The sequence below is a fragment of the Roseobacter sp. N2S genome (assembly GCF_031454055.1).
Classification (GTDB): Bacteria; Pseudomonadota; Alphaproteobacteria; order Rhodobacterales; family Rhodobacteraceae; genus Amylibacter.
In genome coordinates, this window is the sequence record NZ_JAVDQB010000004.1 from 115024 (window position 1) to 140519 (window position 25496).

Annotated in this window: 20 protein-coding genes; 10 read left to right on the top strand and 10 right to left on the bottom strand. The window is 54.3% G+C overall.

Annotated features, from left to right (window positions below):
- Nucleotides 1-56 precede the first annotated feature (56 nt).
- The gene (locus GGE09_RS11760; RefSeq protein ID WP_309746537.1) at nucleotides 57-1004 is read right to left on the bottom strand and encodes an SDR family oxidoreductase; all 948 of its coding nucleotides are present in this window, start codon (nucleotides 1002-1004) and stop codon (nucleotides 57-59) included.
- A 167-nt stretch (nucleotides 1005-1171) separates the two neighbouring features.
- On the opposite strand from GGE09_RS11760, the gene GGE09_RS11765 reads away from it, so the two are divergent.
- Nucleotides 1172-2068 (top strand): AraC family transcriptional regulator, encoded by an 897-nt coding sequence (locus GGE09_RS11765; RefSeq protein WP_309746326.1) that lies wholly within the window; start codon nucleotides 1172-1174, stop codon nucleotides 2066-2068.
- Nucleotides 2069-2266: 198 nt separating this feature from the next.
- On the opposite strand, the gene ilvN is transcribed toward GGE09_RS11765, so the two are convergent.
- The gene (gene ilvN, locus GGE09_RS11770) at nucleotides 2267-2827 is read right to left on the bottom strand and encodes an acetolactate synthase small subunit (RefSeq protein ID WP_309746327.1); all 561 of its coding nucleotides are present in this window, start codon (nucleotides 2825-2827) and stop codon (nucleotides 2267-2269) included.
- A gap of 42 nt (nucleotides 2828-2869) precedes the next feature.
- Nucleotides 2870-4624 (bottom strand): acetolactate synthase 3 large subunit, encoded by a 1755-nt coding sequence (locus GGE09_RS11775; protein WP_309746328.1) that lies wholly within the window; start codon nucleotides 4622-4624, stop codon nucleotides 2870-2872.
- A 570-nt stretch (nucleotides 4625-5194) separates the two neighbouring features.
- Here GGE09_RS11775 and GGE09_RS11780 point away from each other — a divergent pair.
- The 3 genes from GGE09_RS11780 (at nucleotide 5195) to GGE09_RS11790 (ending at nucleotide 10079) form a co-directional block, all read left to right on the top strand.
- On the top strand, nucleotides 5195-6283 hold the full coding sequence (locus GGE09_RS11780; protein WP_309746329.1) for a TRAP transporter substrate-binding protein: 1089 nt from the start codon (nucleotides 5195-5197) through the stop codon (nucleotides 6281-6283).
- A 139-nt stretch (nucleotides 6284-6422) separates the two neighbouring features.
- On the top strand, nucleotides 6423-7412 hold the full coding sequence (locus tag GGE09_RS11785) for a TRAP transporter small permease subunit (protein ID WP_309746330.1): 990 nt from the start codon (nucleotides 6423-6425) through the stop codon (nucleotides 7410-7412).
- A 12-nt stretch (nucleotides 7413-7424) separates the two neighbouring features.
- Nucleotides 7425-10079, top strand: a complete 2655-nt coding sequence (locus tag GGE09_RS11790) for a TRAP transporter large permease subunit (RefSeq protein ID WP_309746331.1) — start codon at nucleotides 7425-7427, stop codon at nucleotides 10077-10079.
- A gap of 253 nt (nucleotides 10080-10332) precedes the next feature.
- Here GGE09_RS11790 and GGE09_RS11795 read toward each other — a convergent pair whose 3' ends face one another.
- A complete protein-coding gene (locus GGE09_RS11795; protein ID WP_309746332.1) occupies nucleotides 10333-12807 on the bottom strand; it encodes a penicillin acylase family protein in 2475 nt (824 codons plus the stop codon).
- Between the two features lie 133 nt (nucleotides 12808-12940).
- Between GGE09_RS11795 and GGE09_RS11800 the strand changes: the two genes are divergently transcribed.
- Complete coding sequence (locus tag GGE09_RS11800) at nucleotides 12941-13804, top strand: NAD(P)-dependent oxidoreductase (protein WP_309746333.1); 864 nt, start codon at nucleotides 12941-12943, stop codon at nucleotides 13802-13804.
- Between the two features lie 205 nt (nucleotides 13805-14009).
- On the top strand, nucleotides 14010-15374 hold the full coding sequence (locus tag GGE09_RS11805; protein WP_309746334.1) for a DEAD/DEAH box helicase: 1365 nt from the start codon (nucleotides 14010-14012) through the stop codon (nucleotides 15372-15374).
- Between the two features lie 10 nt (nucleotides 15375-15384).
- On the opposite strand, the gene GGE09_RS11810 is transcribed toward GGE09_RS11805, so the two are convergent.
- Nucleotides 15385-16698: a dienelactone hydrolase gene (locus tag GGE09_RS11810; RefSeq protein WP_309746538.1), complete on the bottom strand. Its 1314-nt coding sequence runs from the start codon at nucleotides 16696-16698 to the stop codon at nucleotides 15385-15387.
- A gap of 206 nt (nucleotides 16699-16904) precedes the next feature.
- Here GGE09_RS11810 and rpe point away from each other — a divergent pair, with 206 nt between their 5' ends.
- Nucleotides 16905-17591 (top strand): ribulose-phosphate 3-epimerase, encoded by a 687-nt coding sequence (rpe, locus tag GGE09_RS11815; RefSeq protein ID WP_309746335.1) that lies wholly within the window; start codon nucleotides 16905-16907, stop codon nucleotides 17589-17591.
- A gap of 51 nt (nucleotides 17592-17642) precedes the next feature.
- Here the strand turns inward: rpe and GGE09_RS11820 are convergent, their stop codons facing one another.
- The 5 genes from GGE09_RS11820 to GGE09_RS11840 form a co-directional block, all read right to left on the bottom strand.
- A complete protein-coding gene (locus tag GGE09_RS11820) occupies nucleotides 17643-18260 on the bottom strand; it encodes a LysE family transporter (protein ID WP_309746336.1) in 618 nt (205 codons plus the stop codon).
- A complete protein-coding gene (locus GGE09_RS11825; RefSeq protein WP_309746337.1) occupies nucleotides 18257-18949 on the bottom strand; it encodes a DUF502 domain-containing protein in 693 nt (230 codons plus the stop codon). The genes GGE09_RS11820 and GGE09_RS11825 overlap by 4 nt, the downstream gene beginning before the upstream one ends.
- Nucleotides 18950-19092: 143 nt before the next feature.
- Nucleotides 19093-19617, bottom strand: coding sequence for a hypothetical protein (locus GGE09_RS11830; protein ID WP_309746338.1), 525 nt, complete (start codon nucleotides 19615-19617; stop codon nucleotides 19093-19095).
- Entirely contained in the window at nucleotides 19614-20528 is a 915-nt protein-coding gene (locus GGE09_RS11835) for a pseudouridine-5'-phosphate glycosidase (protein ID WP_309746339.1), read from the bottom strand. The genes GGE09_RS11830 and GGE09_RS11835 overlap by 4 nt, the downstream gene beginning before the upstream one ends.
- Nucleotides 20525-21415 (bottom strand): PfkB family carbohydrate kinase, encoded by an 891-nt coding sequence (locus tag GGE09_RS11840; protein WP_309746340.1) that lies wholly within the window; start codon nucleotides 21413-21415, stop codon nucleotides 20525-20527. The genes GGE09_RS11835 and GGE09_RS11840 overlap by 4 nt, the downstream gene beginning before the upstream one ends.
- 341 nt (nucleotides 21416-21756) lie before the next feature.
- On the opposite strand from GGE09_RS11840, the gene rpsB reads away from it, so the two are divergent.
- The 3 genes from rpsB (at nucleotide 21757) to GGE09_RS11855 (ending at nucleotide 25363) form a co-directional block, all read left to right on the top strand.
- Nucleotides 21757-22515: a 30S ribosomal protein S2 gene (gene rpsB / locus GGE09_RS11845; RefSeq protein WP_309746341.1), complete on the top strand. Its 759-nt coding sequence runs from the start codon at nucleotides 21757-21759 to the stop codon at nucleotides 22513-22515.
- Between the two features lie 72 nt (nucleotides 22516-22587).
- A complete protein-coding gene (tsf, locus tag GGE09_RS11850) occupies nucleotides 22588-23463 on the top strand; it encodes a translation elongation factor Ts (RefSeq protein WP_309746342.1) in 876 nt (291 codons plus the stop codon).
- 268 nt (nucleotides 23464-23731) lie between these two features.
- Nucleotides 23732-25363 (top strand): thiamine pyrophosphate-dependent enzyme, encoded by a 1632-nt coding sequence (locus tag GGE09_RS11855; RefSeq protein ID WP_309746539.1) that lies wholly within the window; start codon nucleotides 23732-23734, stop codon nucleotides 25361-25363.
- The last annotated feature ends 133 nt before the right edge of the window (nucleotides 25364-25496 follow it).

Genomic DNA, 25496 nt, shown 5'->3' on the forward strand with positions numbered 1-25496 from the left:
TGTTCGAATGCCTCCTGTTACGAGCGAGAAGCATATTCCCCTCGCTCGTATCTTAGCTAGATATTCCAGCTGAAACCCGTTGCTTTCTCGGACACGACCCAGAGCTTTTCCATGACGGCCTTGTCATAGGCATGGGGATTCAGAGTGCCCTTGCCAACAGGCCCGCTCGTTTGCATTCCCCCTGTAGGACCATACAGAGCGCGCTGTTCCAGCCCGTTCTCGGTCGCGCACATGATTTCTGGATAAGCCCCTTTTTCAGCGGTCTGAACCATTGGTGTTTTGCTCATCAGCCACCACGCCATGCGTGTGAACAGCCCTCCGCTGGTGTTTATCAACGATGTCGCAGAAGCGCCGGGGTGGCAGACATAGACCGAGACATTCTTACCCGTGCCTTTAAGACGGTCCTGCAATTCAAAAGCAAACATCATCTGTGCCAGTTTGCTTTGACTGTAAACAGGGTTGGCTCGGTAGTTCTTGTCCCAATTCATATCGTCAAACTGGATCGTTTTGATACCTATGTTGTAGCCGAGACTGGCGACCACGACGATCCGGCCTTTGCTGGCATTGATCCGGTAGAACAGCATCCCGCACAGCACGAAATGACCATAATGGTTTGTACCGAGCTGGCTTTCGAAACCATCTACGGTGATTTTTTGTGTTGGCACCTGCGCAATCGCTGCATTGCAGATCAACGCGTCGATTTGGGGAAGGGTTTTCAACAACTCTTCTGCCGCCGCGCGCACGCTTTCAAGATTGGACAGGTCCATGCGCACAAAGCTGACGTCTGACCCTGCACCGAATTCTTTTTTCAGATCGTTGACGGCCCTCGTCGATCTCTCGGCGCTGCGGTTCAACATCACGACCTTGGCCCCTTTCGACAACAGGATGCGCGAGGTTTGGAAACCCGCCCCTGCATTTCCACCTGTAATGACATAAGTGTGGCCCGCAAGAGAGCCAATGCGTTCAGGTGTCCAACCCTTGGGTCCGAAGGTTGTGTCTGCCATTTTGATAATCTTTCTCAAGTCAGCGCAACGGATGTGCGATCTCTGTTTCGTTTCGAAATGTAGATAGGTCTCCGTTCCATGCCAAAATAGGCGATATTGTCGCGAATACTTGCCTGATTGTATCAGTTGGGTTGCCACGGTGGAAATTGCCCCTTTAAATGACCCACATGAGCAAAGCACGAATTAAACAGCTAATCAAAGACCGTGCCAGTCAGGACGGCTTGATGGAAACTGGCATCAAGGGAGTGCGCCTGTTTCGCGCCACACAAGCGATCCCTTGTGTTCCAGCGGTCTATGAACCAAGCGTTGTGGCTATTGTTAGCGGTACCAAAGAAGCTGTCTTGGATGGCCAGCGATATGTATACGACGATAGCCAATATTTGTGCTGCCCGATGTCGATGCCGGTGAAGGCCGGAACGCCGTCTGCATCCGTTGATCATCCGCTTTATGGCGTGTTCATCACGTTGGACCAGCGTGTCATGGCCGAACTGACGTTAGAGATGGAAAATATCCGTGGCGTACTGCCTATGGTCAAAAGTGATTTGCGCGCACAAGGGATCAGACTGGCGCAGTGGGATGCGGGTTTTACCGATGCGTTGCTTCGTCTGTTGCAACTTGGCGCAAATCAAACTGATACGGAAATTTTGGGGGAGTCGCGGTTGCGCGAAATATACTACGCTATTCTTCAGGGCGAAGCGGGTATCTTTGCGCAACAAGCCTTTGGCGCAGGCAATCAAATCGCACGCTCCATCGCCCATGTGTCGTCCCATTTGGACAAGTCGATTTCGATTGATGATATGGCGACCCGTGCCGGTATGAGCCGCGCCGTGTTTCATCGTAAGTTCAAGAAAGTTACGACGATGGCTCCTATCCAATTTGTCAAATCCATGCGGTTGAACAATGCTGCAATGAAAATTGCCAGCGGCATGACCGTAAATGAGGCGGCGTTGGATGTGGGCTATGTCAGCCCGTCGCAATTCAGTCGCGAGTTCAAACGCATGTACGGTCAGTCGCCGCGACAATGGGGTGATGCTCAGCGTTTCCCCGCAGTTGTCGCGCAATAGTCGGATGGCAGGCACTGGCTTTGCCCCCAAGCTTACCTGCGGTGAGAACAGTTTGGCAGGGTTTCCTTTATGAGCCAATGTTGGACAGGGCGTCCTGCCGCAAGGGGTTTGGGCGCAGGCTGGCTGACAAAAAGCAAAAAGCCCCGATAGACAGGGGCTTTTTATTTGGTTTTGTAGATCTTTCCAGAATTTACAGCCTTAGTTGCCGCGCATAATGGCCGCGATCCCTGTGCGGGCGATTTCGACCAGTCCAAGCGGGCGCATCATTTCGACAAAAGCGTCAATCTTTTCTGGCGCGCCGGTGATTTCAAACACAAAACTTTCCAATGTGCTGTCCACAACTTTGGCGCGGAACACTTCGGATGTGCGCATGGCCTCGACCCGTTTTTCGCCTTTGCCGTTGACCTTGACCAAAGCCAGCTCGCGCTCAACGCTTGGGCCTTCGACGGTTAGGTCGTGTACATCATGCACCGGCACCAACCGGCCCAGTTGCGCCTTGATCTGTTCGATCACTTGCGGCGTCCCAGTGGTTACAACCGTAATGCGCGACAAATGCCCCGCATGATCGGTTTCAGCCACGGTCAGGCTTTCGATGTTATAGCCGCGACCGGAAAACAACCCGATAACGCGGGCCAGAACGCCTGCTTCATTGTCCACGATCACAGCCAGCGTGTGGGTTTCAATTTCATCACCATAGGTGCTTTTAAGGTCATAGGCGCTTTTACTTGAGGCGCCTTTTTTGATCCGTAGTGCGTTCATTGTCTTATCCATTATCTATCTGAAAAGGGGCAGGGCGATGGGTTAAACCATCACAGCACCGCCGGCTTCGATCGCACCTTTGGTGGTGTCCGTGCCCAGCAACATTTCATTATGCGCCTTGCCTGACGGGATCATCGGGAAGCAGTTCTCGTGTTTTTCCACCAGACAGTCGAAAATCACCGGACCGTCGTAGTTGATCATTTCAAGGATCGCCTCGTCCAGATCATCAGGGTCCGAAACTTGGATGCCTTTGGCGCCAAAGGCTTCGGCCAGTTTGACAAAATCGGGCAGGGATTCAGACCAACTGCTGGAATAGCGTTCGCCGTGCAGCAATTCCTGCCACTGGCGTACCATGCCCAGACGTTCGTTGTTCAGAATGAACTGTTTGACGGGCAGGCGGTATTGCATGGCGGTGCCAAGCTCCTGCATGTTCATCAGCCAGCTTGCCTCACCCGCTACATTGATCACCAGAGAGTCAGGATGGGCCATTTGAACGCCGATAGAGGCTGGAAAGCCGTATCCCATAGTGCCAAGCCCGCCCGATGTCATCCAACGGTTTGGATCATTGAACCCAAGGAACTGCGCCGCCCACATCTGGTGCTGGCCCACTTCGGTGGTGATATAGCGGTCATGATCCTTGGTCAGTGCTTCAAGCCGTTGCAACGCGTATTGCGGCTTGATGACCTTGCCGTCCTGTTTGAAGGCCAGACAGTCTTTGGCCCGCCATTCATTGATCTTGGCCCACCATTTGGTAATGGCTTCGGCTTCGGTCTTGGCCCCGTTGGATTTCCAAAGCGCCAGCGCGTCAGACAGGATATTGCCCACATCCCCGATGATCGGCACATCCACGCGGATCACCTTGTTGATGGACGAAGGATCAATGTCGATGTGAACCTTCTTTGAATGGGGGCTAAACGCATCAACGCGCCCCGTGATCCGGTCGTCAAACCGCGCGCCGATGCAGATCATCAGATCACAGTCATGCATGGTCATGTTGGCTTCATAAGTTCCGTGCATTCCCAGCATCCCCAGCCAGTTCTTGCCATTGGCAGGATAAGCGCCCAACCCCATCAAGGTGGAGGTCACAGGGAAGTTGGTCAATTCAGCCAGTTCGCGCAGCAGTTTTGATGCCTCGGGGCCAGAATTGATCACACCGCCACCTGAATAGATAACCGGCTTTTTGGCTTTTTCCATCAAAGCAGCCAGTTCAGCTATCTTATCTGCATCGCCTTTGACGGGCGGGTTGTAATGGCCTTTGTCTGCCTTTTCAGGGGCCACATAGGCGCCATTGGCAAATTGCACATCCTTCGGGATATCGATCAGAACCGGTCCCGGGCGCCCTGTTGTGGCAACATGAAACGCTTTGTGCAGGGTTTGCGCCAGTTCATTGGTGTCGCGCACCAGCCAGTTGTGTTTGGTACAGGGGCGGGTGATGCCTACGGTGTCGGCTTCCTGAAAGGCGTCGTTGCCGATCATGAATGTGGGAACTTGCCCCGTCAAAACAATCATCGGGATGCTGTCCATCAACGCATCGGTCATCCCCGTCACAGCGTTGGTCGCCCCTGGGCCAGACGTCACCAGAACAACACCGGGTTTGCCAGTGGAACGGGCATAACCTTCGGCAGCATGGGTCGCACCTTGTTCGTGACGCACAAGCACGTGGCGAATATCGTTTTGCTGGAAAATTTCATCGTAAATCGGTAGCACAGAGCCACCAGGGTATCCGAACACTGTGTCCACGCCTTGGTCTTTCAAGGCCTTAACAACAATTTGCGCTCCAGTCATCTGACGTGTCATTATCTTGCTCCAGCTTCACATCTTAGGATCAGGCATAAAAAAACCCCCGATCAGGGGGGCGCGCATGGGGATAGGAACGAGTGTTTTTCGTTTCCGCGCCATGCGCTAAGTCACCACGACTAGAATATATGCTTTTTCCGTTTTCATGGCCGCGACCATATGTATGGCAGGAAACAGGGTCAAGTGGTTTTGCCAATAAAATGTCGTTTGAACGCCATTTTTTGAAACATTCGTAAATTGGCTGCGGGAAACCCCGCCAAATTCTTGCCGGATAAAGCCATGAACTGACAGAGAGAATCTATCAGCACGCATTTTGCATACCAATGCAGATTCGGACCGGCGACGCCGAATTCCCTGCTGAAAATTTCATCATTGTCGGACACTAATTTTAGTGTTTGGAGCCGAAAAAAAGCCAAATTCCCTTTTAATAAAGGTATTCAGCATCCTACCCCGATTATTTGTTGCATTTTTTGCGCAGACCATTGCATGCTTAGGCGGCATACGGCGGGCCGCTGGGAGAAGTTTGTGGCCTGTGAGAAAATGCTAAATAACATGGAGGAGAATACATTAATGGAACGTCGTAAGTTTCTGACCAGCGCAGCTTTGGGTGCCGGTGCTGCGGCACTTGCCAGCCCCGCAATCGCGGCAAGCCACGCAAAACAACTGACAATCGTATCAACTTGGCCACGGGATTTCCCGGGTCTGGGTACATCCGCACAACGTCTTGCCGAACGGATCGCAGTTCTGTCCAACGGTGCGTTTAACGTTGAATATTTCGCAGCAGGCGAGCGTGTTGGTGCGTTTGACTCGTTTGACGAAGTCGCATCCGGAAACAGCCAGGCTTATATCGGCGCAGACTACTATTGGGGTGGTAAGCACCCGGCATTCAACTACTTCACCTCTGTACCATTTGGCATGTCCACACCTGAATGGAACGCATGGATCAAACATGCTGGCGGTCAGGCTTTGTGGGACAAACTTTCCGGCGAATTCGGTCTGAAAGCCATCGCTTGTGGGTCCACTGGCACGCAGGCTGGCGGTTGGTTCAACAAAGAAATCAACTCTCCTGATGACTTTAACGGTCTGAAAATGCGTATTCCGGGCCTTGGCGGTCAGGTTCTGTCCAAAATGGGCGCGTCCACTGTGTCGCTTCCAGGCGGTCAGATCTATGAAAACCTTGTGTCGGGTTCCATCGAAGCGACCGAATGGGTTGGTCCGTATAACGACTACTTCATGAAGTTCTACGAGGCGGCCAAATACTACTATACTGGCGGCATGCACGAGCCAGGTGGCGGTATCGCTTTCGGGATGAACAAGGCTTGGTATGAAGGTCTGTCCGACTACGAAAAAGCCATCATCGAGGCTGCCTGCTACGAAGAACTGGCCTCTTCTCACGAAGAAGCTATCGCCAAAAACGGCGAGTATCTGTCCAAACTCGTAGACGAGCACGGCGTTCAGGTACGTGCGTTTAACGACGACGTATGGGATGCCTTCGGCGAAGCTGCGGCTGAAGTGTTTGAAGACACGCGGGCGCATTCGGCATTGGCCACAGAAGTTGATGACCACTTCCAAGAAACGTTGCGCGCCCAAGGCGCAATGCTTGCGGCCTTTGAAGGCACGTTCATCAACCAACGGAACCGTGTGCTTGGCCTGATCTAATAGGCAAAACGACAGTATCCGGGCGGGGCTTCGCGGCCCCGCTCTTTACCTGTATGCAAATTCCTAATGTGACATCGCGCGCACAGACGCGAGCACTTTCATATGGGCAACTTCCAACTATTGATCCCGGGGGGGACGCATGGCCGACGCAGATATACCCGTCACAGTCCGCAAATATGGCTCACCAGCACCACTGACCCGCATGGTCGGCTGGTCTATGCTGGCTTGCCTAGCGGCATTTTTGATAAATAACGTCCTGAATGTAGGATATGACTATGCAGGCGTTCTGGATTTGCTGAACGGGCAGGGCGGCGGGGTTGCTTTGGCGATCTATGCTGTTGGCATAGTCGGCGCGATCTTGATGGTGCTGGCCACCAAAGACGTGACCCTTCGCTGGGATGCAATGCTTATCCACAAGTTCAACTTGTATCTGATCCGCGTGTGTTTCTGGTCTGTGCTGTTTGTTGGCATTACAGATTCCGCCATAGCGGTAATGCGGGTTGAAAAGGTTCTGCCGTATTTCTTTAACGAGGATGTAGTGCGATCCCTTGGCCTGTCGCGCTATGTGGGGTCTTACGTACACCTGCCGATCATCGGCGCCAGCTTTGTGATTGCGTTTTTCACCCGCACCTTGGGGTTCACTTGGCTAACCTTGATGATTGTGATGTCCGAACTGCTGATCGTGATTTCACGCTTTGTGTTTTCTTATGAACAGGCCTTGATGGGCGATCTGGTACGCTACTGGTATGCCGCGCTGTTCCTGTTTGCCTCGGCCTTTACCCTGTTTGAAGAAGGCCACGTTCGGGTCGATGTGCTATACGCTGGCTTCAAGGATAAAACCCGCGGGTTTGTGAATGCGGTTGGCTCTTTGTTTTTAGGGGCCAGCACGGCTTGGGTCATCCTGTACATCGGGTTTAACGGCAAACAATCCATCATCAACGCACCGCTTATGAACTTTGAAATGACCCAGACAGGGGGCGTTGGCATGTTTGTGAAATATCAAATGGCTGGCTTTCTCGGGATGTTCGCGATCACCATGCTGATCCAGTTTGTAAGCTATTTTTTCGAAGCGGTTGCAGATTACCGCAGCGAACCGGGCAAGCGTGAAATCGCGCCTGTCGCGCACTAAGGACCAATACTCATGGAAATTCTCTTTCTCGCCATTCTGGTCCTTATTATGGCCACGGCCCTTGGGTCGGGTTATCCGGTAGCCTTTGCGCTGCCCGGGGCCGCTATCATCACCATCGGCCTTGCCGCCGGGTCTGGTCTGTTGTTTGCAGGCAGTACGGATGCCTATTTCCATTCGGGCGGCCCACAGCAATGGCTGTCGGCAGGGGTCACAAACCTGCGCGGCGTCTATTGGGAGGTGGAACGCGATACCCTAATCGCCATTCCGTTGTTCATTTTTATGGGCATCATGCTGCAACGCTCAAAGATCGCTGAAGATTTGCTGGTCACGATGGCCCATCTGTTCGGGCCTGTTCCGGGTGGTCTGGGTATTTCGGTAGTGTTTGTGGGCGCGCTTCTGGCTGCAACAACGGGTATCGTCGGCGCGACAGTGGTTGCGATGGGGTTGATTTCCCTGCCTGCCATGCTGCGCAACAATTATTCTCCGTCTCTGGCCACAGGCACAATCGCGGCTTCGGGGACACTTGGGCAGATCATTCCGCCCTCGATCGTTCTGATCATTCTGGCCGACCAATTGGCCAGCGCCACGGACCAAGCCTCAACAGCCCGCAAAGCGCTGTATAAAGAGGCCACGGGCGAGTTGTCTATGCCATCAGTGTTTGACGTCGCATCCACATCAGCGGGGGAAATGTTCCTTGGGGCGTTTATTCCCGGTCTGGTGCTGGTGGGGCTGTATATGCTCTACATCCTGATTTTCGCCATCATTCGCCCGTCTTCTGCCCCTGCGGTAAAATACGCGGGCAAGTTTAACGGCGCGTTTTGGGCGAATGTTGCACTAACATTGATCCCGCCATTGGCGCTGATTTTTCTGGTACTGGGATCCATCATCGCCGGTATCGCCACAGTGAACCAAGCGGGGGCCATCGGGGCTGCAGGGGCCATGATCATGGCCGGATATCGACTGGCAGCAGGGCGCAAAACCACCTATGTGCCAGCCATTATTGCGCTGGTCTCCCTTGGGGTTATCGCATTTTGTCTGTCTACCTATGAAATGAACATCAAAGGGATGCAAACCAGTCAGGATCGTCTCGGCGTGATGATCGGTTTGGCGGCATCCGCTGCCTTGATCGTGTCGCTGATCTGGTCTGGCTGGCGCACCCTAAAGATCGAAAACACGCTGCACGGGGTCATGCTGGAAACGGCAAAAACCACATCGTTGGTGTTTATCATCCTGTTGGGCGCTGCCATGTTGACCGCTGCCTTCCGTGCCTTTGGCGGTGAAGAACTGGTCCGAGAGTTTCTGAACTCCCTTCCGGGCGGGTTCTGGACACAGTTCATCATCGTGATGGCGGTGATCTTTGTGTTAGGCTTCTTTCTGGACTTTATCGAAATCGCCGTTGTGGTTGTGCCGATTGTGGCACCGATCTTGCTGGCCGATCCAGAGGCGAATATCACGGCCGTTTGGTTGGGCGTGATGATCGGTCTGAACATCCAGACGTCCTTCCTGACGCCACCTTTTGGCTTTGCGCTATTCTATCTGCGCGGGGTTGCCCCAGCGGCGGTGAAAACTGTGCAGATGTACAAAGGCGTCATCGCGTTTATCTGTCTGCAACTGCTGGCCCTTGGGATCGTCGGGTTCTACCCACCGCTGGTGAACTACCTGCCCAACCGCGTCAGCTATCTGTCGGATACTTCTCCGCCACCGCGCAATCCAAAGCTGCAATATTGCATGGAGGAATATGTGGCTGGCCTGTTGGCTGACGGCAATGGCACAGTGGTTAAAACGTTGCAAACGGCGCAAGGGCTTGATCTGTCGGTGCTTCCCAAGAAGATGGGTTCGGCTGTCAAGAAGGGCATTGATGGCGGCGAAGAGGCTTTGGCCTCGCTGCAGGCCGCCTTCGTGGCTGAAACCGCGGTAGAGGCTGCGCAGGCAGAGTACCGTCCCAAATTGCGGCTGGTGCGGGGGCTCGAAAAGAAAATCCGCCATGAGCAAGAGCTGTTGGACACAGCAAAAACCATGTTGGGTCGGGTTCAAGGGGATAATGCGGCTGCAAAATCCCGTCTTGAAGGGGAAATCGCTGCTGCTCAGTCTTCGATTGACGCGCTTAAAGCGCAGATCCCTGCGGAATGGGAAGAAACCCACACCACCTTTGCCAAGTTGACCAAAGCCGAGGATGATGCGCGCAACAATTATCGCCGCAAAGCCGATGCCTCTTATGAGGCGGCGTTTGAAGCACTTGAGGCGATGAACGGCACTGAGGCGTTTATAGCGCTTGAGCAAGACTTGCGAGACTTGCGCGCCACCATCGAAACAGGTGCCCCAGATGAAACCCACGAACTGGTTAACGAAATGTCGCGAAAATTCAGTGATATTGAGGCTACGGATGACGTGAAATCCGCCCTCAGCAAGGCGCGGCGCAAGCTGAAATCCAAATCGCCTGACGTTCCAGAGGCTTTGAAAGAATACGACAAAGCGATCAAAGCCTACGAGTCAGGGAAAGTCTGGCGCGCCAAGGCAGAAACCGAGTTGCGGGCGGGTTTGACCACCTACCTTGACGGGATCAGAACCACGCTGGGCACACGGGTGCAGCCAAAACTGGACCGCCCACAAGCGTTGTATCTGGCATCCTGTTCAGCCCATCACCGTGATATATCGCTGAACTTCTAACCAACCCTAAGGGCGGCGCGATCCGCCCTTGGCACCCCCGAATAGATATGAACCCCGTCGAAGCTGTTTGTTTCGGCGGGGTTTGTTTTTGGGACGGGTCCTGATGGCGTGGAAAGGTGGATTTACTCTGCCAGATTACGGGGTGCATCGGTGTATGGCCGATGGACTGAGGGATCACAGAAACAAGAGAAGAGACAGGACTAGGGCAGGGGCAGGGGACCGGATAAAAACGCGCTCCCCTGCCGGCCAGCGTTTACTTTGGTTGTGCAGGTGTCAGATGACTGATCCCCACAGCGCCCCCTCGGGCCAGATCGGGATCAAGCGACATCAAAATATATTCGCCACGCCGCCAAAGCCCTGCCAGATCGTCATAATGGCGCGACAGGAAATGCCCTGACTGCCCCGTTGAAATCACATAGACGGAACTGTCAGGATCGGAAAAATCAATGACAGAGCGGAATCCGGCGGCATGCACATTGGCGTAAGGCTCTGCGCCCGTGCCTTTGGTCACACCGCGCATCAGGGTTTGATCCCCACCCGACGTTTCCTGACGGATATTGGCAAACCATGACAACAACGGCACATCACCCAGAACCTGATGGTCGTGATGGGCCTGATGGGCTTGACCCCAGCGCCAGCTTTCGATGTGGGTGCCGTATTTCTCGGTCAGTTCAATCAGGGCCGCGTCAAGGGACAGACGGGCGATGTCAGCACAGGTTTCTACCTTGGTAGACTGGCGAATATCGCACCAGACATTGGCGTTTTCCACGTTGCGAAACACCCGTTCCAGAAACACCGGATCAGGGCGGGGAAAGTGATCGGCCAAGGTGGACAGTTCATCCCGTATCAGTCTGCTTTGCAACTGACGCATCCACGCGGCATAAATCAGCGGCTCGGGGATATGTTCATCCATCTGCCCGTTCCAAGCAGCCAATAGTTCCAGCGCGATCTGGCGCTGGCGGTCGGGGGTGCCTGCGGGAGCAGCCTCGCCGGTGAACCAAAGCTCTTTCGCCACCAGCGGTAGCAGCGACACAGCGGCAAACGAGCCGGTGTCCAACTGCGCTTCGATAAAGCTGTCGCGGGTGTGCACCTCGCGGTCGTTCATTAGGGACGACAGGCGCAGGAACCGATAGGTGTCCCCCCAGCTATAGCTGACGTGGCGCGGGAAGGGTTTGTCGGTGATTTTATTGTTGGTATTGGCCACAATCCCGCTGGCAGGATCACGCACATAAGGGTTGTCTTCGAACGGCAGATAGCCGTTCCAGCGGTTTTCTGGCAACCAGCCTTGGGAGGGATAGCGCCCTTGGCTACGGTGCGCAGGATCACGGGCAGGCTGTTTGCCGACCATTTGCAACATCACACCGTTTTTATCCGCCAAAGTCACATTCTGGCTGGGAGATTTGAAAAACGACAGGGCCGCACGGGCCGCAGGAATGGATTTCGCCCGCATCAGATTGATTGCCGCCGTCATGGATTGGTCATTCGCATCCAGCGCCGCCCAATGGATGCTGGTCACGTGACCGGGCGGGGTGATCGAGCCCAGATCATATTGGTTAGGCGGGATCACTGGCCCGTTATCTGTCCAGCGCAGTTCTGCCGTGCGGGGGGCTTCATCCTTGATGCGGATTAGAACCTGTTGTTTGCGAAAGGGTTTGTATCCATCGGGTGTCAGGTATTCATCTGGATTTTCCGGATTAACCCGCTCCACATAGACATCCAGATCATCAAGTGTGCTGCTGGTCAGCCCCCAACCAAGCGCCGCAGAGCGCCCTGAAAGGATAACAGGAATCCCCGGAATAGTACCGCCAATCACCCCGCCATCGGGAAATTCCATCCGCGCCAGCATCCAGATGGACGGGGCAGACAGGCCAAGATGGGGATCATTGGCCAAAATCGGCGCGCCCGTTGCCGAACGGGCACTGGCCGCTGCCCAAGCATTGCTGGCCCCCGCCATTTCAAAGGGCGCAACAGGGTCCAGCGGGTTCTGGGGTTCAAGGGCTGCGAATTTCGTTGGAGGTTCGCCAAACGTATCAAACAGCGATGCATATTCAGGCAGGGCCACAGCGCCTTTGCCCGGTGCATCGGGCAGAATATCGCGCACGCGTTCTTTGCCCACGGCCAAGGTCACCTGTGCGCGCACGATTTCATTGCGCAAATGGCCGGACAATTGCAGCGCCATCACCCGCAGGATCGACAGGCTGTCGGCTGGGGTCCAAGGTTCAATTTCAGGCGAAAACAGGAAAAATTCAGGCGCACCACGCCCCAAAGCGTCTTTTTGCACCACACTAAGCCAAGCGTTTACCCCTGCGGAGTAGGCCCGCAGTGCGTCTTTGACCTCTTCCGTTTGATATTCAAACGAGGCACGAGACAGGTCTGCCAGATCAAGGCGACGGACAAAATCGTCGATCTTGGCGGTTTCCGCGCCAAACAGCTCGCTCAGGCGGCCTTGGGCGGTGCGGCGCAGCATGGTCATTTGCCACAGCCGATCCTGCGCATGGGCAAAGCCCAGCCCGAAATACACATCATTGGGCTGATCTGCAAAGATATGGGGAACATCATTGGTATCGCGCACAATTTCCACAGGGCCGTTCAGGCCGCGCAGACTGTAATCCGCGTTATAATCGGGAATAGAACGTGTGGCGAAATAATAGACCAGCAACAACGCCAAAGTAATCAGCAGCACCAGCCCAAGAAATCCCCGCAGCAACCAGCGAAACGCAACAGCCATTTGATCCTCGTATCTTGACCCGTTGGGCGTAACAGTCCAAACCCGAACTGACAATATAAGGACGCCCTACAATAGGCGTTAATCACCAAAGCGTGGCACCGGGCCGCGCATTGCACTAGCGGGAGTTCGATCAATGGCAAAACTGGCATTTCTGGGTATGGGCGTAATGGGCTATCCAATGGCGGGGCATCTGGCTGCCAAAGGCCACGAGGTGACCGTTTACAACCGCACTGCCGCCAAGTCGGACGCTTGGGTGAAACAACACGGCGGCACGGCGGCCGCCACCCCGCGTGAGGCCGCAGCGGGTGCGGAAGTGGTGTTTGCTTGTGTCGGTAATGACGATGATCTGCGATCGGTCGTATTGGGCGATGATGGCGCTTTGGCGGGGATGGCGGCTGGCACGGTGTTTGTGGATCACACCACCACATCGGCCAAAGTTGCCCGTGAACTGGCGGATGTTGCTGGCGGCAAAGACATCGGCTTTGTTGATGCGCCTGTATCCGGCGGGCAGGCCGGCGCGGAAAACGGTGCTTTGACTGTGATGTGCGGTGGCGATGCAGCCACCTATGCCCGTGTGGAAGAATACATCAGCTGTTTTGCCAAATCCTGCCGCCTGATGGGCGAACAGGGGGCGGGGCAATTGACCAAGATGGTGAACCAGATTTGTATCGCGGGTCTGGTACAGGGGTTAAGCGAGGGCATGCATTTTGCCCAGCAAGCCGGTCTGGACGGGCAGGCGGTACTGGATGTGATTTCCAAAGGTGCTGCGGGCAGCTGGCAGATGGAAAACCGTGGCAGCACCATGTTGAAGGATGAATTTGAATTCGGCTTTGCTGTGGACTGGATGCGCAAGGATCTGGGAATCGTTCTGGAAGAGGCCAATTCCAATGGTGCCTCTGTTCCGGTCACTGCTTTGGTGGATCAGTTTTATCATGATGTGCAAAAGATGGGCGGCGGGCGCTGGGACACGTCCAGCTTGATGCGTCGATTGAAATAAGGGATCTCAGGACAGGGGCGCTGCCCCTGACCCCGGGATTTTTGCCCCAAAAAGAGTCCGCAATGCTGCGTTTTTGCTGCGTTGCGGCAAAGCGTTGACCTTTGCTGTTGTTTCTGTGCATAAGGGCGCGAATGGGCAGTTCTGCCCGCAACCGCGCCGGTCTTTCATTTGATCGCCCCAGCGCATCATATGAAAAGAGAATTGCGTGAATTTCACCGACCTCGGCTTGTCAACGCCGATCCTAAAGACGTTGCAAGTCAACGATTACACAACACCGACACCGATTCAACAACAGGCGATCCCGCCTGTGATGGAAGGCAAAGACCTGATTGGTCTGGCCCAGACTGGTACTGGTAAAACCGCTGCGTTTTCCCTGCCGATCCTGCATCGTCTGTCTGCAACCAAACCAGCCGAGCCGCGCAAATTGCGCGCTCTGATCCTTGCGCCAACGCGCGAATTGGCCACGCAGATCAATGACGCGATCTGGACCTATTCCAAAGGCCTTGGCCTGAAAAGCGCTTGTGTTATTGGCGGCGTGCCAATCCGTAAGCAACAACGTCTGATCGCCGCAGGGATTGATGTTCTGGTGGCGACACCGGGCCGCCTGGAAGACCTGATTGCGCAGAAATCTGTGACTTTGAAGCATATTGAAACTGTGGTTCTGGACGAAGCCGACCAAATGCTGGATATCGGCTTTATGCCAGCGATCCGTCGTTTGTTGTCACAAATGCCGAAATCCCGTCAGACTTTGCTGTTCTCGGCCACCATGCCAAAGGAAATTTCGGCTCTGGCCGATGATCACCTGACCGATCCGGTTCAGGTTTCGGTGACGCCTGTATCGTCAACGGCTGAGCGGATTGAACAATCTGTTGTGCATATGGATGGCGCGTCAAAGCCGACAGCGATTTTCAAGCTGATCCAAAAGCACCCTGGTAAACGGGTTATTGTCTTTACCCGCACCAAACGGGGCGCGGATAAAGTGGCCAAAAAGTTGGGCGCCGAAGGTATTGGCGCGGATGCGATCCATGGCAATAAATCCCAAGGCCAGCGTCAACGTGCGCTGGATGCTTTCCGCAAAGGCGAAAAACCTGTGCTGATCGCGACGGATATTGCGGCGCGCGGTATTGATATTCGCGATATCCAACTGGTGGTGAACTATGATCTGCCAAACGTGCCTGAAGCCTATGTACACCGCATTGGTCGGACTGCGCGGGCAGGTGCCACAGGGTTTGCTGTTGCATTTTGTGCACCAGATGAAGTGAAATTGCTGCGGGCGATTGAAAAAGTTATCAAAAAGCAGATTCCGGCCAGCATGGCCGACGGATCGCCAGCACCGAAAATGGATGGGCCGTCACGGTCCAAACCTGCGGGGCAGCGGCGGGGCAACGGCGGGGGTGGGAACCACCGCGGTCGCGGTGACGCAAAATCCGGCGGCGAGTCCGAGGGGGGGAACCCGAACAAACGTCCTTGGCACAAACGGCGCAGTGCCAACACGGATGCCAACGCTGGTATGAAAAGCAAACGACCCAAACGTAGCAAATCGTCCGGGTCGCAAGCAAACGCTAATTAATCTATAAAACTCAATCGGCTGCGGGAAGAACTTCATACCGCAGCCCTTTGGCTGTCCGATCTTTGAAACCGGTCCAATGGGTGTGGTCTTCTTTGAAAGAGCCATCCTCATTGGCCGACCAGACGCCGTCATTGGCGTTTGGTGTCAAGGTCAGGAACGGCGCCATATCCCCATCGTTTTTCAGATATGTTCCCAGCCATGCGGTGACAAAATGCTGGGCGATATTGTTCATACGAACCGTATCCCAAACCGCGTCCGCATAATGATCATAGGCGGCAAAACCCAAATCTGCATCCACCTCGCGGCCTTCTTCTGGTGCTGGGAAAGGAGCTGCGGCGTTGTGATTGGCGTTTTCAAAGGTCAGCAAAGCGCGATCCACGTTCACGGCCCCTTGCCAGATTGACCGCACACCGGGTTCATAGCCTGACACATCGTCTTCGGAGCCAGCCACAAACAGCATGGGTATTTTCACACCTTTCAGGGTTTCCGCATCCCAAAAGCCATAGGTCAGCCCCCAAGGCGCAAAGGCCACGGCGGTTTTGAACCTTGGATCGGGCAACGCGTTGTGGGTTTCAGAACCGGACAAATGCACCCCAAGCGTGCCGTGTGGGCCACCCCAAGTGTAATCCACCGCAGCCTGCGTGACACCGCCGCCCGCAGAAATCACAGCGCCGTAGCCGCCCATGGAATAGCCGATCAAAGCGCTGTTGTCTGTGTCAGCCAAACCTGACAGAAATCCCTCGCCCCCCGAAGCCAAAGCGGCAATCTGGTTGAGTACAAACTTCTGATCTAAAGACCGGTTCACCAGCGTTGATCCAAAGGCCGCCTTATCAGAATAGAGACTGTCACGGTGATCAATCGACGCCACAACATAACCTTTGGAGGCAATGTTTTCCGCCAGATGGGACAGCAGGAACCGATTGCCAGGATAGCCGTGGCTGATCAGTACGAACGGGTATTTTCCGTCGGCAGGCTGTGCATCGCGCATGGCTTGGCCGTGTAGATCAATGATGGTTTTACCGTCGCGCAGTTCTGCCTTTAGAACTGTATCGCCAGTGGCATCCTCTGTTGCCGGATACCAGACCTCGACCGTCAGTTCGCGGTCATAACGGGGCCATTCGGCTGGTTTATCCGCCGCAGGATCGATCGCCAGTATGTTGATTTGATCGGGATTGGTCATGGAAATCTGACGCACCCCAACTTTTTGCGCGCCGTAGGCCGCCAAAGAAGGCGCATCCGGGCGCTGGGTGTCTATCCGGTTTTCCGCCATGGCGCTTGCTCCTGCCAACAGACCCGCGGCTGCGACCAGCGGGGTTAGGGTCATCTTAAACATCATTATTTCCTCCCAAGAATTTATTAGCCTTGTAAACTGGCCGCTTGTGAACTGGTTAAACAACGCATTGTCGTCAACCCTAGGGCGGCCTGCGCGCCAGCGTCCAGAAGTTTGTATAAAAACCTAGCGTCGGGTCTTTATCGTCAAGGTTTATTTGCGTATCAGGACGTAAGCTGCTTGCACAAAGGATTGCTGCCATGCCTCTGGAATTTGACCCCGCCCGCCCGCTAAAGATCGCGCCTTCCATTCTTTCCGCAGATTTCGCCCGCTTGGGGGAAGAAGTCCGCGCGATTGAAGAGCAAGGCTGTGACTGGGTGCATATTGACGTGATGGACGGGCATTTTGTTCCCAACATTACCATCGGGCCGGATGTGGTGGCCGCATTGCGCCCCCATTGTAAGACAGTGATGGATTGCCACCTAATGATTTCCCCTGCGGATCCCTACCTTGAGGCATTTGCAAAAGCGGGGGCGGATATTATCACCATCCATGCGGAGGCAGGACCGCATCTGGATCGTTCCTTGCAGTATATCCGGTCCCTTGGCTGTAAGGCTGGTGTTGCGTTAAACCCGTCTACCCCTGTGAGCGTCATTGAGTACTGCCTTGATAAGATTGACCTTATCCTGATCATGACAGTGAACCCCGGCTTTGGCGGACAAAAGTTTTTGCACAGTCAATTGCCCAAAATGGAACAAGTGCGCCGGATGATTGGCGATCGCCCGATCTGGTTGGAAATTGACGGTGGTGTGACGCCTGAAACAGCCCCGCTGGCCCGCGTGGCTGGTGTGGATGCGATGGTAGCGGGCTCTGCAGTGTTCAAGGGCGGTACACCGCAGCATTACGGTGAAAACATTGCGGCCATTCGTAAATCTTGCGGTGTTTAACGTTTAAGATCACATCTTAACCATTTGAAAAGGCGCTTCTTATGTGCCTTTTCAATACCCGCCAAGGCTTGCAATCAAGCCAAAGGCGATCAGCCACATTACACATCCAATTCCGATATCAAGCACCCGCCACGTTGTTGCGGTTTGCATAATCGGCGCTAACAAGCGCGCCCCGTAGCCAAGGCCAAAGAAAAAGCTGAAAGAGGACGCTGCGGCCGCAAGACCAAAAGCCCATTTCTGGGTGGTAGGTTCAAACTGGGTGCTGACCGCTCCGATCAGACCCAACGTGTCCAGATAGACATGAGGGTTCAGCCACGTGCAGGCAAACACCACCCCCAAAGCTGGCCACATATCCAACCCTTTGCCCGCCAGTTCCATTTCATAGCCGCCGCGCCACGCTGCGCGGAACCGTGTGGCGCCGTAAAACAGCAAAAACACCGCACCGAACAGGGACAAGATGAAGGGAAGGCGCGGGAAGAGTTCAACCATCGCGCCAAACCCAGCCACGCCAGCCCCGATCAACAGCGCATCGGAAACGGCGCAAAACAGGCAGATAACAAAGACATTGCTGCGTAACAGCCCTTGTCGCAGCACAAAGGCGTTCTGTGCGCCGATGGCCAATATCAGGGAAAAGGCGGTGAAATATCCTGTCAGGGCGGCTGAAATCATCCGCTGTGTTTCACTTTAACGGCATGGGTTTTGCCAGCTGCAATCTCTTCTTTGCTGGGCGGCATCACGAGGCCTGCGGAAATCACCAGTTTAGCGGCAGCTTCGACATCCATATCCAGATAAACCACGTCTTTGCTGGGCACGAACAGCAAAAATCCCGAAGTCGGGTTCGGCGTAGTGGGCAAAAAGACAGACATCATTTCCTCTTGCCCTGTTTTGGACAGGATTTCACCTTTGGAGGAGGTAGACACAAAAGCAATCGCCCAGATGCCTTTGCGGGGGTATTCCACCAGGCAGGCTTTTTCAAAGCTGGCATTGGATTGGTTAAGCACCGTTTCAACGATCTGTTTCACACCATTATAAATGGTGCGCACGATGGGCATACGATCCACAAGGCTTTCGACATATTTCAAAAGCTGCCGTCCGAACAAACCTTTAAGCATCGCACCGACCAGCGTGGTGAAGGCCAGAAACACAAACACACCATACCCGCGCCACTGCTGCGAGGGTTTATAAGCCTCTGGCACCAGCGGTAAAACGCGGCTGTCCACAAAGCCAACAAAGGCCCAGATCATCCAGATCGTCAGGGCAACGGGCAGCACAATGGCAAGGCCCGTCAGGAAATTGCCGCGTAAACGGGCGATCAATCCGGGGCGCTTTCGCGGGGCTGGGGTTGGTTTTCTGGCCATGAGTCAACTGCTTAATAAGACAAAGGGTATTTAGGCATGTGAACGCTTATTCGCAATGCCTGTGTGCGCAAAACACGGGATCTTTGCATTTGGTCTCGGGGAATTGAGTATTTGGGGAACATTGAAGCGGGGAAGCTGGAAGGTTAAGGGGAGGTGTTTTTTGCGGCTTCTAATGCGTTTACGTAGGGGAGCAGGGCTGGGGAATTTTTCCAGTTGGACATGCGGTCTTTAAAACCGACGGTGTCCGATTGGGGAAGTAGGAATTCGGGCGCAAACTCTTCGCAGAAGTCTTCGAGATCTTTTGTTAGGAATTCAGCAATGCGGTCCCAGAATTGGGTTTCGGTGATACCTGCGCCCACGGATTGCCAATGAGGGTCGAGCGGTGCGGCGAGTTCAAAAAGTGCGTCCTCGCGGCTGTTGGCGTAATCTTCGTCCCATTCCAGATCGAGCTTTATGCAATCCAGCAGATAATTCAGGCAAGCCAAGGTATCAGTGGTTTTGGCCTTATACGTGCCAAGATAGGCGCGCAAGTGGGGCTCGCTAAGTACGGTATAGGCGATAGCCCGTTCTGAAATATCATTGCTGTTCAGTGCTTTGCGCAACAGGTCGATAGAGAGTTTCTCATCCTCTAAGCCCCGCTCGATTTTGGTGATCAGGGGCGTGCTCATCCGATGCCTTTCAGGACTTTGGCCACTTCTGCGCCAAGTTTAGCGTTGTTTTTCACCAATGCGATGTTGGATTTCAGGGATACGCCTTCGGTCAGTTCCACGATCCGCCCAAGCAAGAAGGGTGTGACCTGTTTCGCGGCGATGTTTTGGGCGTCTGCTTCGGAAACGGCCTGTGCGATGATCGGGTTCAGGTAATCGGCGTCGATTTCAGACTCAACCGGGATCGGGTTGGCCACCAGTTGACCGCCTTGCAGCCCCAGACGGCCCCGCATTTTATGGGCTTTGGCGATTTCTGTGGCGGTGTCCATGCGCAGTGGTGCCGACAGGCCCGAAACACGGGACCAGAAAGCGGGGAAATCATCGGTTTGATAACCGATCACCGGTACCCCAAGTGTTTCAAGGACTTCTAGCGTTTTTGGCAGGTCAAGGATGGCTTTCGCGCCCGCACAGATAACCGTGACGGCGGTTTGGGACAGTTCGGACAGATCGGCACTGATGTCAAAGCTGGTTTCAGCCCCTTTATGGACACCGCCAATACCGCCTGTTGCAAAGACGTCGATGCCTGCCAGTTCGGCGCAGATCATCGTCGCGGCCACTGTGGTTGCCCCTGTGCGCCCGTTGGCGACAGCCACCGCCAGATCGGCGCGGCTGAGTTTCATCACATCTTTGGCTTGCGCCAGATCTTCGAGGGTTTCATCGTCCAGACCAATACAGATTTTACGCCCGATAATGGCAATAGTCGCGGGAACCGCACCCGCTTCGCGTACGACCTGTTCCACACCACAAGCGGTTTCCAGATTAGCAGGATAAGGCATGCCGTGGGTGATGATGGTGCTTTCCAATGCCACAATCGGCGCACCGTCAGCCAGAGCCTGGGTCACTTCGGGTGAATAAACGAGGGGTAGGGTCAAAGCGGTGTCTCCGTAGATATATAGGTCGCGGTGTGGCTGAGTGCGAAATCAAGGGCCGCCGCACCAGCAAGGCCACGGCTTTCTGCAACGATGTGGCTGGCCATAAACACATCCCCCGCGCCCGTCACCCGCAAAACGTTTACGGCGGGGGGCGTTTGGGAAATGACACCGCTGGTATCCGCTACAGATGCGGCATCTGGTCCGTCTGTCACAACCGCGCGGTACAGGCCCGTGGCCACCAATTGGGATGCGGCATCCGCCGAAGAGGTCAGTTTGGTGTCTAGCAGAATGTTGGCTTCGATCAGGTTCACATAGGCAGTGGCGTGGCCGTGGCCGACAAAGGGTTTCAAACGTTCCGCTTTTCCGGGTGAGGCCGGAGCCAGTCGAATATCCGCCGCGCGGAATTCTGCAGCCTTGCTGATATAATCAAGTGTTGCGCGGGGCAGGTTGCCTTCGCAGACCACAAGCCCGTCAAATGGGTCGCTTTCCGCGCCCAAGCGACCGTCCCGCAGCGGGGCGATCACGGCATCTGCCTGTTCTTCGAGCGAATGGGCGTCGGCGATGGCAGCGATTAAACCATTGCGGCCTTCAATCGCCATATACTGATCGGTTGGGAAATCCTTGGACACATGTACAAAAGCGGTTTCCATGCCACGGGCCGTAGCCTCCATCAGCAATTCGCGTCCTGCGGCGTCATCGCCAAGGGCGGTCAATAAGGAAACTGGCACCTCATGGGTGCGCAGGGCCATGGCGATATTCATCGCAACGCCGCCTGGAATGCGGATAATACGGCCCGGCACATCATGGCCTGCCTTCATTTTCCGGTCCGAGCGGCCAACAATGTCCCATAAAACGGAACCGATACAGAGAATTGGGGTAGGGGTCATCATACCGCCCTTTTGCGATGTGGCTTTTGCGCTGGCAAGGGGGATTGACCCCGTGTAGTGAACTATTACGCGGTTTTAACCCTGTTATCACGGTGAATCCAACGCTGCATTTTGGGCCGCAGTGTAGGACCAAGTCTTAATAGCGCAGATTTGCGGAAAATCGGGTAAATAAGTGACCTGCCGCCCTTGCCAAGCCCCCATATCCCGCCTATAGGCGAGCTACTTAAATCCACAGGCGGGGTCTGCGGGTTTTGGGGGAGACATCCTCAAAACTCCAACCGGTTGGAAAAACATCCGTTTCTCCTTCTCCCGCTGAGGCTAAACCGGAAAAGGAAAGACCAATGGCTCTACCAGAGTTCACATTGCGCCAACTGCTTGAAGCAGGCGTACACTTCGGCCACCAAACACACCGCTGGAACCCCCGCATGGGTCAGTACATCTATGGTCAGCGTAACGGGATCCACATTCTCGACCTGACACAAACGGTGCCTTTGCTGGACCAAGCCCTGCAAGTCACACGTGAAACAGTTGCTAAAGGCGGCCGCATCCTGTTCGTGGGTACAAAACGCCAAGCTGCAAACGCTGTAGCCGAAGCTGCTGAACGCTCCGCACAATACTACATGAACCACCGTTGGTTGGGTGGTACATTGACCAACTGGCAAACCGTTTCCAAGCGTATTGCCCACCTGAAAAACATCGACGAAAAGCTGGAAAGCGGCGCCGAAGGCCTGACCAAGAAAGAACGTCTTGGCATGGAACGCGAGCAGACTAAACTGCAAGCGTCTTTGGGCGGTGTGCGTGAAATGGGCGGCGTTCCCGACCTGATCGTTGTGATCGACACAAACAAAGAAGCACTGGCCGTGGCTGAAGCCAATAAACTGGGCATTCCGGTTATTGCGATCCTGGACTCCAACTCTGCGCCAGAAAACATTGATTACCCGATCCCTGGCAACGATGACGCCGCCCGCGCAATCGCGCTGTACACTGACCTGATCGCCCGCGCGGCACTGGACGGCATGGCAGCAGCTATGGGTTCTGCCGGTATCGACATCGGTTCCTTGGAAGAAGCGCCAGCTGAAGAAGCCGTCGCAGAAGCCTGATCCGCTTCACATTACTGATACATCGGGGGTGTAAACGCACCCCCGACTCTTTACGCATTAGGAGAGATGAAGATGGCTATTACAGCTGCACTCGTTAAAGAATTGCGCGAAAAATCAGGCGCAGGCATGATGGACGCGAAAAAAGCGCTGACCGAAGTTGATGGCGATATGGAAGCCGCAATGGACTGGCTGCGCACCAAAGGTCTGGCGACCGCCGCCAAAAAATCTGGCCGTACCGCTGCTGAAGGTCTGGTTGGCGTTAAGGTAGACGGCAATGTTGCTGTTGCTGTTGAAGTCAACGCGGAAACCGACTTTGTTGGTAAAAACGCTGACTTCCAAAAAATGGTAAACGACATTGTTGCAGCTGCCGTAAATGTTGACGACGTAGACGCGCTGAAAAATGCTGACGTGGCTGGCAAACCGGTTTCCGAAGTTGTGACAGATGCGATTGCTAAAATCGGCGAAAACATGTCTGTACGTCGTATGGCCAAAGTTTCCGGCGATGTTGTGGGCGCATACGTCCACGCAGCTGCTGCTGACGGTCTTGGCAAAATCGGTGTTCTGGTTGCGCTGAAAGGCGGCGACGAAGCTTTCGCCAAACAGGTTGCAATGCACGTTGCAGCGACCAATCCGGCATCCCTGTCCGAAGCAGATCTGGACCCGGCTTTGGTTGAGCGTGAGAAAAACGTTTTGACCGAACAAGCGCGCGAATCTGGTAAGCCTGAAAACATCATTGAAAACATGATCAAGGGCCGCATGAAAAAGTTCTACTCCGAAGTGACGTTGAACAATCAGGCGTTTGTAATCAATCCTGACGTAACTGTTGGCCAAGCAGCCAAAGATGCTGGCGCAGAGATCGTTTCTTTTGTGCGTCTCGAAGTGGGCGAAGGCATTGAAAAGAAAACAGAAGACTTTGCAGCTGAAGTTGCAAAAACAATGGGCGGCTAAGCCAACCCATCTTCTAGTATTAGAAAGCCCTGCCATTCGGCGGGGCTTTTTTTGTGTCAGAATGACGGAAATAAATGGCTTGGGGGATTAAAGCAGGTTCGGAGTATTTTGAACCGGGAAGAACTGAACCCCGAACCTGCAAGTCAAACCGCTTTCGCGTTTGGCTGAAATGATATTCCCATTTTTCGATTGTAAAATAAGTGAGTTCTGTCACACATTCGGCACAAAGTTTTACAGAACCACAGAGTCAAAAGGGGCAGGGGTGATCATGGTCAGAACCGGCGGAGAGTTGTTGATTAAATGTCTTTTGGAACAAGGCGTTGATACGGCTTTCGGTGTGCCTGGCGAAAGCTACCTTGCGGTTCTGGATGCTTTGTATGACGTGCAAAACCAGATGCGTCTGATCACAACCCGCCACGAAAGCGGCGCGTCTTTTGCAGCCGAGGCTTATGGCAAGCTAACAAACAAACCCGGTATCTGCTTCGTTACCCGTGGGCCAGGCGCCACCAATGCCTCCATCGGGGTGCACACTGCCATGCAAGACAGCAGCCCGATGATCCTGTTTGTAGGCCAAATCGGACGCGATATGCGCGACCGCGAAGCCTTTCAGGAAGTTGACTACCGCGCATTTTTTGGTCCCATCGCAAAATGGGCGACCGAAATTGACAATGCTGATCGCATCCCAGAAATCGTTGCCCGCGCCTTTCAAATGGCCACATCAGGGCGCCCCGGTCCCGTTGTTGTGGCTTTGCCCGAAGATATGCTGACCGACCAAACCGAAGCTGAGCCTTGCAAGCCCATCAAGCCCTTCCGCCCGGCACCCGAAACCGCTGCGGTTCAGGCGGCTGCTGACTTGTTGAATGCAGCAAAAAAGCCACTAATGATTGTGGGTGGCGGCGGTTGGGATCAACAGGGCAGGGAGGCTTTGGCCGCTTTCGGGGTTAAAACCTCGATACCGATTGCCTCCGTTTTTCGCAGTCAGGACTTGCTGGACAATCGCGGCCCCAATTTTATCGGCGATGCGGGTTTTGGCATGGCCCCTCACATACGCGAGGCTATCACCGATGCAGACGTTATCCTTGCCGTGAACATTCGTTTTGGCGAGACGGTAACCGATGGATGGACTTTGTTGAATGTCCCCAACGCTGCGCAAAAGATCATTCACTGTCATATTTCGGCAGATGAAATCGGTAAAATCTACCAGCCGGATGTAGCAATCCAATCGGCGCCATCGTTATTTATTGAAACCTTAAACCCTCTTATAACAACAACTTACGACGAACATCTAAACCAAATACACCCAAAGTACCTAGGTACTTTGAAGCCAAAGCCAGCCAAAGGGCCGGTGGATATGGCCAAAGTCTGCGACCATCTGCGCGAAGTTCTGGACGAAGATGCCATTCTAACCAACGGCGCGGGAAATTTCGCAATTTGGTCAGGACGTTACATCCAGTATCACGGTAACAAGCGTCTTCTCGGGCCACAGTCCGGTGCTATGGGTGCAGGCCTGCCAGCAGCAATGGCCGCCAAAGCCGTAGACCCCAAGCGACAGGTCATCTGTTTTGCAGGCGACGGCGATTTTCAGATGTCTTCTCAAGAACTTGGCACCATGTTGCAATACGGATTACAGCCCATAATTTTACTGTTGAACAACGGTACGTATGGAACCATCCGACTGCACCAGGAACGCCGATACGAAGGCCGTCCAAGCGGCACAGAAATCATAAACCCGGATTTCGTACAACTTGCGCAAGCCTACGGTTTCTGGAGCCAGCGCGTCGAAAAATCAGCAGATTTCGCAGAAGCCTTCGCAACAGCAAAGTCAAAGCCAACCGGCGCGTTGATCGAATTGATGATTGATCCAGACGACATCGCACCCAACGTGATCCTTTCTTCGTAATCCTGAAGGCCGCCGCATTCAGTGTTTCAGTTAACAACAATAGAAACGTAAGTCGTTTAAGATTGATTAACAACACACTGATTTAGCGGGAAAATAAAGGAAATGGTTAAGATCTCTCGAGTTAAATTAACAT

Excerpts from the sequence above, each read along its gene's own strand:
- GGE09_RS11785 (WP_309746330.1), top strand. The coding sequence starts at position 6,423 with ATGGCCGACGCAGATATACCCGTCACAGTCCGCAAATATGGCTCACCA.
- GGE09_RS11780 (WP_309746329.1), top strand. The coding sequence starts at position 5,195 with ATGGAACGTCGTAAGTTTCTGACCAGCGCAGCTTTGGGTGCCGGTGCT.
- rpsB (WP_309746341.1), top strand. The coding sequence starts at position 21,757 with ATGGCTCTACCAGAGTTCACATTGCGCCAACTGCTTGAAGCAGGCGTA.
- GGE09_RS11840 (WP_309746340.1), bottom strand. The coding sequence starts at position 21,415 with ATGACCCCTACCCCAATTCTCTGTATCGGTTCCGTTTTATGGGACATT.
- GGE09_RS11825 (WP_309746337.1), bottom strand. The coding sequence starts at position 18,949 with ATGGCCAGAAAACCAACCCCAGCCCCGCGAAAGCGCCCCGGATTGATC.
- GGE09_RS11800 (WP_309746333.1), top strand. The coding sequence starts at position 12,941 with ATGGCAAAACTGGCATTTCTGGGTATGGGCGTAATGGGCTATCCAATG.
- GGE09_RS11775 (WP_309746328.1), bottom strand. The coding sequence starts at position 4,624 with ATGACACGTCAGATGACTGGAGCGCAAATTGTTGTTAAGGCCTTGAAA.
- ilvN (WP_309746327.1), bottom strand. The coding sequence starts at position 2,827 with ATGAACGCACTACGGATCAAAAAAGGCGCCTCAAGTAAAAGCGCCTAT.
- rpe (WP_309746335.1), top strand. The coding sequence starts at position 16,905 with ATGCCTCTGGAATTTGACCCCGCCCGCCCGCTAAAGATCGCGCCTTCC.
- GGE09_RS11830 (WP_309746338.1), bottom strand. The coding sequence starts at position 19,617 with ATGAGCACGCCCCTGATCACCAAAATCGAGCGGGGCTTAGAGGATGAG.
- GGE09_RS11760 (WP_309746537.1), bottom strand. The coding sequence starts at position 1,004 with ATGGCAGACACAACCTTCGGACCCAAGGGTTGGACACCTGAACGCATT.
- GGE09_RS11795 (WP_309746332.1), bottom strand. The coding sequence starts at position 12,807 with ATGGCTGTTGCGTTTCGCTGGTTGCTGCGGGGATTTCTTGGGCTGGTG.
- GGE09_RS11820 (WP_309746336.1), bottom strand. The coding sequence starts at position 18,260 with ATGATTTCAGCCGCCCTGACAGGATATTTCACCGCCTTTTCCCTGATA.
- GGE09_RS11790 (WP_309746331.1), top strand. The coding sequence starts at position 7,425 with ATGGAAATTCTCTTTCTCGCCATTCTGGTCCTTATTATGGCCACGGCC.
- GGE09_RS11855 (WP_309746539.1), top strand. The coding sequence starts at position 23,732 with ATGGTCAGAACCGGCGGAGAGTTGTTGATTAAATGTCTTTTGGAACAA.
- GGE09_RS11810 (WP_309746538.1), bottom strand. The coding sequence starts at position 16,698 with ATGACCCTAACCCCGCTGGTCGCAGCCGCGGGTCTGTTGGCAGGAGCA.
- GGE09_RS11765 (WP_309746326.1), top strand. The coding sequence starts at position 1,172 with ATGAGCAAAGCACGAATTAAACAGCTAATCAAAGACCGTGCCAGTCAG.
- tsf (WP_309746342.1), top strand. The coding sequence starts at position 22,588 with ATGGCTATTACAGCTGCACTCGTTAAAGAATTGCGCGAAAAATCAGGC.